Raw genomic sequence first — 12473 nt, 5'->3', positions numbered from 1 at the left:
GTGTTAAATGTTTCATTTAGCTTTTGCATTTCTAATAAAGCATTTGGCAAAAATATATCTACTCTTGATATAACTTCTTTTTGCATATTTACATATCCGACAAAAAAAAGGCTCTTAATAGCTTTATTCCATTTTTTTTCTTTTAAAAAACGAATTAATGCTTTCAAGCGTTCTATATTGTTTAAAGATAAATTGTTAGATAGTAGCTTTCTAATACCTTTTTGCCCTTTTTTTTCGAAATCCTCCATAGGCCAAAAAATTGTTGAAAGTACTATCTTCTTATTTTGTCTAATTGCATTATTTAATTGGATATATGTTTCATGAATTCTAGTGATATTTGTTAAATGTACAATATCATAGCTACTAAGATCAGGCTCTAGTTCTAAGCTAATATCAACATGAACACCTAAATCTTCAAGATATTTTTTGGTTTTGGTTATTTGAATCGTATCCCCACCAGGCATACTAAAGAAATTTTCACGACTCTGTATTAAAACTCGCATATAAAATCTAATTTCTAATTTCTAATTTCTATTCATAAGACAATTTTCATATTCACTTACAATGAATTCCCAAGAAAACTGTTCTTTAACTCTTGAAAACGCTTTAACCTGTAACTGATTAATTTCATCAGAATCTAAAGACTCTACGTTTTCAATAAACGTTGATAAATTATCTTTCTTCCAATAAATTGCAGAGTCTTCCGCAACTTCACGGTTAAAACCAACATCAAGTAACAAATTTAATTTTGTTGATGCTAAGGCTTCTAGTAAAGAAGGATTTGTACCTCCTACTTCATGCCCATGAAAATAAGCAAAAGCATTTTCTCGAATATATTTTAATAAGTTTTGATCATAAACGGTTCCAACAAATTTGATTCGCGAATCTCGATCGAACTTAGTTTCTAACTTTAATTTTTCAAAAAAACTATTTTGCTCTACATTAGTAATTAAAACAAAGTCTTTTTTACTTTTAGACTTAATAAATTCTCTCAACATTGAGGCATAATTATTCTCAGGAACAAAACGTCCCACAACTAGATAATAACCATTTTCAGAAATGTTTTTCTCTTGAAACCATTTTCTTACTATTTCACTATCTGGTGAAAATGTTGATTTACTTAAATCTGTTCCATAAGCGATATATGTGGTTTTAGGTTTATATTTTTTATATTCACTCTGAATATATGACTCAATATTTTTACTATCACATACTAATAGATCTGCATGTTTTATCATGAGAGATTCAGAAAATTTCCAATATTTTCGTACAGGTAAACTCCATTTTTCTCTTAACCACTCATGCCCATCAGGATTAACAAGTAAACGTCCTCCAATAGACTTAATTTTTTTCTTGAAATAATGAATAAATGGTCCAATACGGCATGCAAGTACATAAAAATCAGGCGATACGTCATTATTCTTTATAGCAAATTTAATAGCTTTAGTTAACGCAGCAACATCATACCAAATAGCCTTTGCTGGACCTATATTAGGCACATCAACATTAAAGCAAGTTGCTCCATTATGTTCAAAAATATCTTTTTTTATACCCGACTTTAATGAATTTTCTCGTATACATGCTACATAGTATTTAATATCCTTATTTTGTTGATATTCTGTTAATTTCTCAACAAAGGTTTCAAAGCCACCATAATTAGCTGGGATTCCTTTAGACCCGATAATGTACACATTCTTTTTCATAATATACCTATTTGTTTTGTTTAAATAAGTAGGAGATTATAATAGATAAAATGGATAAAACTAACCCAAAAACAAATCCAATTACAAGAATTAAGGTTTTCTTAGGTTTATCTTTCATCACCGGATAATCAGGACTTGCCTGATAACTAAATGCGCTAGCCTTCGACTCTTTGGCTTTAGTTAGTAATGGCTTCAACTCCTTTAATAACTCAGAAACTTGATAATATCTCGGTGGATAAACCACACTTTTTTGTGTAATAACATTAATTTGTGCCTGTAAGTATTTTTCACCAAGCATGAAAAGATAAGTGCCATCACTTAATTTTGAATCTGAAAGTGGTACTTTGGTTTCCGACATCGAAATAGCTTGCAAAGCTGCCTCATTATTAGCGGAACCGAAAGATTTTGAATATTCTTTAATTCCTGCCTCTTTTGCAATATTTAGCGCATTAGTTAAATTTTCCAATTGAACTTTGCGCTGAATAGTTAAATCACGCTCAAACTTTATTTTTTCATAGTTTAAATCAGAAATAATCTCACCTAAATTAATAACAAAATTGTCTAACTCCAATTGGTATGCAGATTGGTTAGTAAAAGAAATAAATTGTTGTAATGTATCTTGTGCATTTGTCGCTGTTTCTGCAGAGAAACTGATTCTACGCCCTAATAAATCAGGCTCTTTTTTAGGATCTGGCTTCACTATAGTAATCTTAGTAACTAAATCAGCCAAAATAGCTCTCGCAAATTGTTCATCTTTTCCTTCAGTCAGAGATTTATATAAATTAGATTGCCCAAATAACTTTCTACGCTCATCTAGAGATTCAGATAACAAGTTGAATTTACTAAATAAGCTACCTGTTAATGCATTAGCATCAAACTCACTGCCTAAAATACGTGAATATTCTTTTCGAATATTAAAATAAGTCCCTAAATCCGTTATTTTAGGTGCAATCACTTCTGCTTTAGAAGTCCATTGCTCTTTCGCCGTAAATGCATACACACCTGCAATTAGGGTACATACTAACGCAGAAAGTAGAATCCAAATTTTTTTATTCCATAAAACTTTAATCAATTCAATGAGATCAATCTCATCATTATTATTGGCTACATTTGTACTATTCACTATAAAATCCTTAATGCTATCCCATAAATATTAAGCGGGTATTCTAGGCGATATTCCCCCCTTTCACAAGGATAAAAAATGTAAATGGATGTAAAAGCAAAGTAAAAAAGTGCGGTCAAAATCAACCGCACTTTCTTTGCTCAATATACAGTTTTCTAGCCCAAATTACGCATAATACATCTCAAACTCTACCGGATGCGGGGTCATATTTAAGCGTTCTACTTCTTTGCGTTTAATGCCGATGAAAGCCTCCACAAACTCTTTGCTAAATACATTACCGTGGGTTAAGAACTCGTAATCCTTCTCTAAAGCATTCAAGGCTTCTTCAAGTGAGCTTGCTACGGCAGGAATGTCTTTAAGTTCTTCCGGTGGTAAATCATAAAGGTTTTTATCCATCGCATCACCCGGGTGGATTTTATTCACAATACCATCCAAGCCCGCCATTAATAGAGCAGCAAAGGCTAAGTATGGGTTTGCCATTGGATCAGGGAAACGGGCTTCAATACGAATCGCTTTCGGGCTTGTCACTGCAGGAATACGGATTGAAGCGGAACGGTTACTTGCCGAATACGCCAATAGTACCGGAGCTTCATAACCCGGCACTAAGCGTTTATAAGAGTTGGTACTTGGATTTGTAAACGCATTTAAAGCTTTGGCATGTTTGATAATACCACCGATATAGTAAAGTGCGGTTTCAGAAAGCCCCGCATATTTATCACCTTGAAAGATGTTTTTGCCATCTTTACTTAATGACATATTACAGTGCATACCCGAACCGTTGTCGCCGGTGATAGGTTTCGGCATAAAACACGCGGTTTTACCGTGTTCAAGTGCGACATTTTGCACTACATATTTATAAATTTGGGTTTCATCCGCTTTTAAGGTAAGGCTATTAAATTTTGTTGCGATTTCATTTTGACCTGCAGTCGCGACTTCGTGGTGATGTGCTTCGATCACTAAACCAAGTTCTTCCAAAATTAAACACATTTCAGAGCGAATATCATGGGCTGAATCAATTGGTGCAACCGCACAATAACCGCCTTTTTTAAGTGGACGGTAAGCATTATTGCCGCCTTCATATTTTTTATTAGTATTCCAAGCTGCTTCCACATCATCAACGGAAAAAGAAGCACGGTTCATCGACACATCAAAACGCACATCATCAAATAAGAAAAATTCCGGCTCCGGCCCGAAAAATGCTTGATCGGCAATACCGGTAGAACGCATATAATTTTCAGCACGAATAGCAATAGAACGAGGATCACGATCATAACTCTGCATAGTCGTCGGTTCATATACACTACAACGCAGAGAGAGAGTTGGAATTTGAGCAAACGGATCAACCACAGCGGTTTCTGCCATTGGCATTAACAACATATCGGCCTTGTTAATTGTTTTCCAACCTTCCACGGATGAGCCGTCAAACATTTTACCATCTTCAAATATATCTTCATCAATAAGACCAACTGGAATAGACACGCCGTGTTCTTTACCTTTTATATCAGTGAATCGAAGAATGACAAATTTAATATCATTTTCTTCAATTAACTTGAATACATTTGCGATAGCGTTTGCGTTTGACATAGGGAACCCTCTATTTTGCTGTGTAAATATGATTGAAATAAGCGCGCATTATAACGTAATCCCATCGACTTTTCATTGGATTTATTTTTCAGATTTAGCGTAGCGGGCAATATAAAAGTCATGTATAATCCTTGCCCTTTCGTGCGTGAAACCTTGTTTTACACACTCTACATCTTTAATAACTCTGAATGAACAATGACAAATAAAATTGATATTAATAAACTGCGCAATATTGCAATCATTGCGCACGTTGACCACGGAAAAACCACACTTGTAGATAAACTTCTTCAACAATCCGGTACTTTTGAAGCAACACGTGGCGATATAGACGAGCGTGTTATGGATTCAAATGATCTGGAAAAAGAACGCGGTATTACTATCCTTGCTAAAAACACGGCGATTAATTGGAATGATTACCGTATTAACATTGTCGATACGCCGGGGCATGCGGACTTTGGCGGAGAAGTAGAACGTGTTCTTTCAATGGTTGATTCCGTACTTTTAGTCGTTGATGCGTTTGACGGTCCAATGCCGCAAACCCGTTTCGTCACCCAAAAAGCCTTTGCTCACGGATTAAAACCGATTGTTGTGATCAACAAAGTTGACCGTCCTGGGGCTCGTCCTGATTGGGTGGTGGATCAAGTATTCGATCTCTTTGTCAACCTCGGCGCAACGGACGAGCAATTAGATTTCCCAATTATTTATGCTTCCGCATTAAATGGTGTGGCAGGTTTAGAACATGAAGAATTGGCAGAAGACATGACACCATTATTTGAAGCCATTGTTAAACATGTTGAGCCACCGAAAGTGGAATTAGATGCGCCGTTCCAAATGCAAATTTCCCAATTAGACTACAATAGCTATGTTGGGGTCATTGGCATTGGTCGCATTAAACGTGGTTCAATTAAACCAAATCAACCGGTCACTATCATTAATAGCGAGGGGAAAACCCGTCAAGGGCGTGTTGGTCAAGTGCTTGGGCATCTGGGTTTACAACGTTATGAAGAAGAAATGGCCTATGCCGGCGATATCGTAGCTATCACCGGTTTAGGCGAACTCAATATTTCCGATACCATCTGCGATATCAATGCGGTAGAAGCCTTACCTTCATTAACGGTTGATGAACCAACTGTGACGATGTTCTTCTGTGTGAATACATCTCCATTTGCCGGTCAAGAAGGAAAATATGTCACTTCACGTCAAATTCTTGAACGTTTAAATAAAGAATTGGTTCACAACGTAGCGTTACGTGTGGAAGAAACCCCAAACCCGGATGAGTTCCGTGTATCCGGTCGAGGCGAATTACATCTTTCCGTATTGATTGAAAATATGCGCCGTGAAGGCTATGAACTTGCCGTTTCCCGTCCAAAAGTTATTTATCGTGAAATTGATGGCAAAAAACAAGAACCTTATGAGCAAGTGACCATTGATGTGGAAGAACAGCACCAAGGTTCTGTGATGGAAGCCTTGGGTATCCGCAAAGGTGAAGTGCGTGATATGTTGCCGGATGGTAAAGGGCGTGTTCGTTTAGAATATATTATTCCAAGTCGTGGCTTAATCGGCTTCCGTGGCGAATTTATGACAATGACTTCCGGTACTGGTTTGCTTTACTCCAGTTTCAGCCATTATGATGACATCAAAGGCGGCGAAATCGGTCAACGTAAAAATGGTGTGTTAATTTCTAACGCAACAGGTAAAGCTCTCGCTTATGCATTGTTCGGCTTACAAGAACGAGGCAAATTAATGATCGATGCCAACGTGGAAGTCTATGAAGGTCAGATTATTGGTATCCATAGCCGTTCAAACGATTTAACCGTTAACTGCTTACAAGGTAAAAAACTCACCAATATGCGAGCATCAGGCAAAGATGATGCCATTGTGCTCACCACACCGGTGAAATTTAGCCTCGAACAAGCCATTGAATTTATTGATGACGATGAATTGGTAGAAGTGACGCCTGAATCGATCCGTATCCGTAAAAAACTTCTAACGGAAAACGATCGTAAACGGGCAAATCGTACAACAACCAGTACAAGCACTCACTAAACAAAAAATGGAATCAGAGATGATTCCATTTTTTACATTGAAAGTGCGGTCGATTTTCACCACACTTTTTCTTTTGTTCGGTATTATGTAGCAGTGGCACAAAGCTAATTTTGAGCTAGTTGTAGGGGCACACTGCCTGTGTCCGTCATAGTTCAATATGTTAGAATTCGGACACACGCAGTGTGTCCCTAGATTTCGTTGAAATTTCTATCTTTTGTGCATTTTCCATAATAATTAAAAAATATTACGTTTTTCACCGCACTTTTTCTTACTGATGATAGTTTTCTAAGAAACGCCCTAATTTGGTGATCGCCTCTTCCAACTGATTCACATAAGGCAAGGTGACAATGCGGAAGTGATCCGGTGAGTGCCAATTAAATCCTTTACCATGCACAAGTAACACTTTTTCTTGGCGGAGTAAATCCAGCACCATTTTTTCATCACTGTGAATATTAAATTTTTTCACATCAATTTTCGGGAACATATAAAGCGCCCCCATTGGTTTCACACAGCTAATGCCGGGAATTTGCGTAATCAATTCATAGGCTTTGTTTCGCTGCTCCAATAAACGTCCGCCCGGCAAAATAAATTCATTAATACTTTGATAACCGCCTAACGCTGTCTGAATCGCATGCTGCATTGGCACATTGGCGCACAAACGCATTGAAGCCAACATATCCAAGCCTTCAATATAGCCTTTCGCATGATTTTTCGGACCATTTAGAATCATCCAACCTTGACGGAAACCTGCGACACGGTAAGCTTTCGATAAGCCGTTAAAGGTCACCGTTAATAAATCAGGCGCTAATGCCGCAATATGATGATGAACCGCATCATCATATAAAATCTTGTCGTAAATTTCGTCTGCAAAAATAATCAGATTATGTTGACGAGCCACTTCCACAATTTCTTCCAACAAGGCTTTGCTATATACCGCACCGGTTGGGTTGTTCGGGTTGATAATCACAATGGCTTTGGTTTTAGCATTCACTTTCGCCTTAATATCAGCAATATCAGGGAACCAATCCGCTTCCTCATCACACAAATAATGCACGGCTTTGCCACCGGAAAGCGTCACTGCCGCCGTCCATAACGGATAGTCAGGCATAGGAACCAACACTTCATCACCATCATTTAATAAGGCTTGCATTGCCATCGTAATCAGCTCAGACACGCCGTTGCCAATATAAACATCGTTCACCGTTGAGCCTTGGATACCCTTTGATTGATAATATTGCACAATGGCTTTACGGGCGGAATACAATCCTTTGGAATCACAATAACCTTGCGCTGAAGGCAAATTACGCAGCACATCCACCAAAATTTCATCCGGTGCTTCAAAACCAAATGGCGCAGGATTACCAATATTTAATTTTAAAATTTTATTGCCTTCTTCTTCCAAACGGAGCGCTTCTTTGTGTACCGGTCCGCGAATGTCATAACAAACATGTTCCAATTTATCGGATTTGGGGAATAATCGCATATCTAATTCCTTTTATTTTTGTGGAAAGTTCGGTTAATTTACGCTGAATTTTCAATCTTGAAAAGATTTTGTAAAAAAATTTTTTGTAACAAGCAAACTGCGGTAGAATGTCCGGTAATTTTTACTATAATTTAAACGATTTTCTAATGGGTAGTTTAGAGCAAGCTGCAAGCCAATTAAGTTTGCAAATTGAGGATTATTTGCGGCAAGAAAAAAATGATATTGCGTGTTTCCGAATGACGATCACAAATGTCAATTTATTGGCATGGTTAAAAGCCCGGCGCACTTATCCACAATTTTATTTGCATTTTCGTGATGAAAATAAAAGCCTTGCCGCGGTCGGTCAAGTGCGGTTATTTTCCCAGCTGAATTTAGCCCAAGCATTCATTGAGGAATATAATTTTCCCATTATCGGCGGCTTACAATTTCAGGGAAACGGACAATTTATTTTGCCTCTGTTATTGTTAGAAGAAAATGAAAACACCACCACTATTAGTTGTTTTGTAGAAGACAAAACCTCTGCACAAACCGCACTAGAACAATTAAAAACTTTGCCAAAAACAACCGCACTTTGCGTGCTGCCGAAACAAATTCCCTTATATACCGAGCAACGGGCAAATAAACAAATGTGGTGCGATTGGGTCAATCAGGCATTGTATGAAATTAAGCAAGGCGAACTTACTAAGCTTGTTTTAGCCAATGAAACGGTTTTTCATTTAGAACAAGCCATCAATCCCTATGATTTCCTTGCGGAAAGCGAACACCAAAATCAGGGGTGCTATCATTTTTTATGGGCTGAAGATCCTCATTCAACCTTTGTGGGTTCAACACCTGAGCGCTTATTCGCCCGTGAACACAATCTGTTTTTAACGGAAGCCCTTGCCGGTACTGCACCGATTACGACTGATCCAAAAGAAAATCAGCAACAAGCAGAATGGTTATTAAATGATGAAAAAAATTTGAACGAAAACTGGCTTGTGGTGCAAGATATTTCACAAAATATTCATTCTATGGTGGAATCTTTTGATGTCAGCGAAGTAGAACTCAAACCGTTACGCAAAGTCCAGCATTTACTGCGAAAAATTCGGGCAAATCTGACCGCTCATTATCGGGATTCAGCACTACTTCAATTGATTCACCCTACGGCAGCGGTTTCCGGTTTACCTCAACAACAAGCAAGAATGATCTTATCGGAAATTGAAACTTTCGATCGTGGGTGGTATGCGGGTACATTGGGATTGATGAGCGAGGTTTATGCTGAATTTTGTGTGGCTATTCGTTCAGCGTTTATTGAAGGAAATCGGATTCGCGTCTTTGCCGGTGCGGGAATTGTAGAAGGCTCCGAACCTTTATCGGAATGGAAAGAAATTGAACGTAAGGCATCGGGATTAATTTCCCTTTTTGCAGAAAATAATAATGGAGAAAAAGAATGTCTGTAAGCGTGTTTAATCGTTGTTGGTCAAAAGTGATTTTAGAAACTTTGGTACGCCAAGGTGTTTCCCATTTTTGTATTGCGCCCGGTTCACGTTCAACCCCTTTAACCCTAGAAGCTGTGCGTTTACAAAATACAGGTCGCGCCATATGTCATAGTCACTTTGATGAGCGTGGTCTAGGCTTTTTTGCTCTTGGTATTGCCAAATCAACCCAATCCCCTGTGGCGATCATCGTTACATCCGGTACTGCCGCAGCAAATCTTTATCCGGCTATTATTGAAGCACGTCAAAGCGGTGTCGATCTCATTGTTTTAACGGCAGATCGCCCACCTGAATTATGGGAATGTGGCGCTAATCAAGCTATCTTGCAACAAAATATGTTTGCTGACTATCCTGTTGCCAATGTCAATCTACCCAAACCCAATGCCGATTATTCTGCACAATGGTTAGTTTCTCTGATTGAACAAGCAATATTTCAACAAACTCAACAAAGTGGAGTAGTTCATATTAATGTGCCTTTTGCCGAACCGCTTTACGAGGCTTCGGAAAATGCTATCGACAGGCATACTTGGTTGCAACCTCTTCAACGTTGGCTTTCACATAATAAACCTTGGATAGCCCATGAATCTCAACAACAAGAAGTGCTGATGCACGAAAATTGGGATCACTGGCGTACCAAACGTGGAGTGATTGTTGTCGGACAACTCCCAATGGAACAATCCATGGGCATTAATGCTTGGGCAACCACTATGGGCTGGGTACTATTAACGGATATTCAATCCGGTGTGGAACCCATGACGCCTTATGCCGATATTTGGCTTGCCAACCAAACAGTGCGTGAAAAATTATTACAAGCGGATATTGTGATTCAATTCGGATCACGTTTTATCAGTAAACGCATTAATCAATTTTTACAAACCTTTAAAGGTGAATTTTGGATTGTGGAACAAACGCAAAAAGCGGTGGATCCTTATCATCATACCCATACACGTTTTAATGCGAAAGTCCACCACTGGCTACGGGCACACCCTCCTCTTCGTCAAAAACCTTGGCTACTGGAGCCTCTTGCGTTGTCCAAATTCTGTGCTGGTTTTATTGAGCAGCAAGTAGGCGGTAACCTTAACGAGGCCTCCCTTGCCCATCATATTGAACGTGTATTGCCTTACAATGGGATCTTGTTCCTCGGCAATAGTTTATTTGTACGCCTAGTGGACGCTCTCACCAAGCTCCCTGAAGGGTACCCGATTTATACTAATCGTGGTGCAAGCGGAATAGATGGTTTATTGGCGACGGCTGCCGGTATCGGCGTGGCAACCAATCAACCTGTTGTGGCAATGATTGGCGATACTTCAACCCTGTACGATCTCAATTCCCTTGCACTGTTCAAAAATGTCACACAACCGACTATTATTTTTGTCATCAACAATAATGGTGGGGCGATTTTTGATATGTTACCGGTAGATGAAGAAGTCAAAGACCGTTTTTATCGCTTACCGCACAACGGTGATTTCTCACAGATTGCCGCGATGTTTGATATAAAATACGCCCACCCTTACACTTGGGCGGATTTAAGTAGCGTGCTAAAACAAGCCTATACCCGCCGTAAAACTACGTTGATTGAAATCAAAACAAACCCGAATGACAGCAGCAATATCTACAAGCGTTTAATTGAACAAATCAGCCATGCAGTGATTGGCGCATAAGGAAAATAAGGGCGAATTCCGCCCTTTGTTTTTATAATGAATATTATTTTTCTCCACGGTCTTCTCGGCACGGTCTCCGATTGGCAAAAAGTCATCGAAAATCTACCGCACTTTCGCTGTATTTCTCTGGATTTACCTTTCCATGGCAAAGCAAAGGAAAGCGCTGTTTGTCATTTCAATGACACCTCAAAATATCTTTCCAAGCAAATCCAAAGTGCGGTCAAAAATGAGCCTTATATTCTTGTTGGCTATTCTCTCGGAGGACGTATTGCCATGCATTATGCCTTGCAAGCTAATGTAGAAAAAGGGAACTTGCAAGCAGTGGTTTTGGAAGGAGCGAATTTAGGTTTAAAAACAGAGGAGGAAAAGCAAGCTCGCTGGCAAAACGATACCCATTGGGCAACGCGATTTACTTGCGAATCCCCTGAAAGTGTGTTGGAGGATTGGTATAAACAACCTGTATTTTCCCATTTAACCGCCCATCAACGAGCAAAACTCGTTGAGAAACGAAAAGCGAATTGTGGTGCGAACATTGGAAAAATGTTACTTGCCACCAGCCTCGCCAAACAACCGAATTTCCGAGAAAAAGTGCGGTCAAGTTCTCTGCCGTTTTTTTATTTTTGCGGTGAGCAGGATCAAAAATTTCAGCTCCTTGCTCAAACAGAGAATTATCACCTCATCACTATACCTAATAGCGGACATAATGCTCATTTGGAAAACCCGATGTTTTTTGCTAAAAAACTCGAAAGCCTGATTTTAGAAATGACAGATAAACGTAAATGAGGATTACACGAAACTTTCCATAAAAAATACCAAAGTTTTCACCTTGGCATTTCCGTTAAAAAACATCTAAAAACAACCGCACTTCTATTCAAATGAATCCTTTAAACGCTCATCTGCACGGCGGGATTCCCCTTTATGCTGTAATTTATTTAACTGACGCTCCAATTTTTCTTCCACTTCATTGATCGCTTTATACATATCATCAGCCGTCGCAGTAGCAATTAAATTACCAAGCGGCGTACCAATGGAAGCCTCAACAGAAAAACCATTCGGCACTTTATTCAACACAAAATGGGGATTAATTAATTGTGTATGCCATTTTTCCAATTTAGCTAAACGGTTTTCCACATGTTCACGAATTGCAGGGGTGATTTCCATTTGTTTGCTGGTGATATTTAATGTCATAACATTTACCTCTTTGCGTTGTTAAGAACCTTCCGGTTCGGTTTGATTTAATATCAAAATAGCCCCCTCAATAGGCTTTTTCAAGTAATTTCTGTCTGAAAAAAATAAGAATATTAAAAAATATGATCTAGATCCCATTTATAAATATTACTTGTTTTCTTTTTATAAAAAATTGTTACTATAACGGACTGTAGTAAAAATCCACCTTCA

Annotated in this window: 10 protein-coding genes; 4 read left to right on the top strand and 6 right to left on the bottom strand. The window is 38.6% G+C overall.

Annotated features, from left to right (window positions below; genetic code table 11):
- From BKK47_RS09415 to glnA, 4 genes are all read right to left on the bottom strand, one after another.
- A partial coding sequence (locus BKK47_RS09415; protein ID WP_208603973.1) for a hypothetical protein occupies positions 1–464 on the bottom strand: 464 nt, incomplete at its 3' end.
- Positions 465–524: 60 nt separating this feature from the next.
- Positions 525–1703 (bottom strand): beta 1-4 rhamnosyltransferase Cps2T, encoded by a 1179-nt coding sequence (gene cps2T / locus BKK47_RS09410; protein ID WP_077494598.1) that lies wholly within the window; start codon positions 1701–1703, stop codon positions 525–527.
- 7 nt (positions 1704–1710) lie between these two features.
- Positions 1711–2826, bottom strand: coding sequence for an LPS O-antigen chain length determinant protein WzzB (locus tag BKK47_RS09405; protein WP_077494597.1), 1116 nt, complete (start codon positions 2824–2826; stop codon positions 1711–1713).
- 165 nt (positions 2827–2991) lie between these two features.
- Complete coding sequence (gene glnA / locus BKK47_RS09400; protein ID WP_077494596.1) at positions 2992–4410, bottom strand: type I glutamate--ammonia ligase; 1419 nt, start codon at positions 4408–4410, stop codon at positions 2992–2994.
- A gap of 195 nt (positions 4411–4605) precedes the next feature.
- Between glnA and typA the strand changes: the two genes are divergently transcribed.
- Positions 4606–6456, top strand: a complete 1851-nt coding sequence (gene typA, locus BKK47_RS09395) for a translational GTPase TypA (RefSeq protein ID WP_077494595.1) — start codon at positions 4606–4608, stop codon at positions 6454–6456.
- A gap of 268 nt (positions 6457–6724) precedes the next feature.
- Here the strand turns inward: typA and BKK47_RS09390 are convergent, their stop codons facing one another.
- Positions 6725–7939 carry a pyridoxal phosphate-dependent aminotransferase gene (locus BKK47_RS09390; protein WP_077494594.1) on the bottom strand — a complete coding sequence of 405 codons (1215 nt, stop codon included), beginning with the start codon at positions 7937–7939 and terminating at the stop codon, positions 6725–6727.
- Positions 7940–8085: 146 nt separating this feature from the next.
- Between BKK47_RS09390 and BKK47_RS09380 the strand changes: the two genes are divergently transcribed.
- From BKK47_RS09380 to menH, 3 genes are read left to right on the top strand one after another with little or no spacing between them, the layout of a single operon-like run.
- Entirely contained in the window at positions 8086–9378 is a 1293-nt protein-coding gene (locus BKK47_RS09380; protein ID WP_077494593.1) for an isochorismate synthase, read from the top strand.
- Positions 9369–11075 carry a 2-succinyl-5-enolpyruvyl-6-hydroxy-3-cyclohexene-1-carboxylic-acid synthase gene (gene menD, locus BKK47_RS09375; RefSeq protein ID WP_077494592.1) on the top strand — a complete coding sequence of 569 codons (1707 nt, stop codon included), beginning with the start codon at positions 9369–9371 and terminating at the stop codon, positions 11073–11075. Before BKK47_RS09380 ends, menD begins: the two co-directional genes overlap by 10 nt.
- Before the next feature lie 33 nt (positions 11076–11108).
- Complete coding sequence (menH, locus tag BKK47_RS09370) at positions 11109–11858, top strand: 2-succinyl-6-hydroxy-2,4-cyclohexadiene-1-carboxylate synthase (protein WP_077494591.1); 750 nt, start codon at positions 11109–11111, stop codon at positions 11856–11858.
- A gap of 84 nt (positions 11859–11942) precedes the next feature.
- On the opposite strand, the gene raiA is transcribed toward menH, so the two are convergent.
- A complete protein-coding gene (gene raiA, locus BKK47_RS09365; protein ID WP_018355380.1) occupies positions 11943–12263 on the bottom strand; it encodes a ribosome-associated translation inhibitor RaiA in 321 nt (106 codons plus the stop codon).
- Between the last annotated feature and the right edge of the window lie 210 nt (positions 12264–12473).

It is taken from the genome of Rodentibacter mrazii (assembly GCF_001998825.1).
GTDB lineage: Bacteria > Pseudomonadota > Gammaproteobacteria > Enterobacterales > Pasteurellaceae > Rodentibacter > Rodentibacter mrazii.
This window is presented reverse-complemented; position numbering and strand designations above follow the sequence as displayed.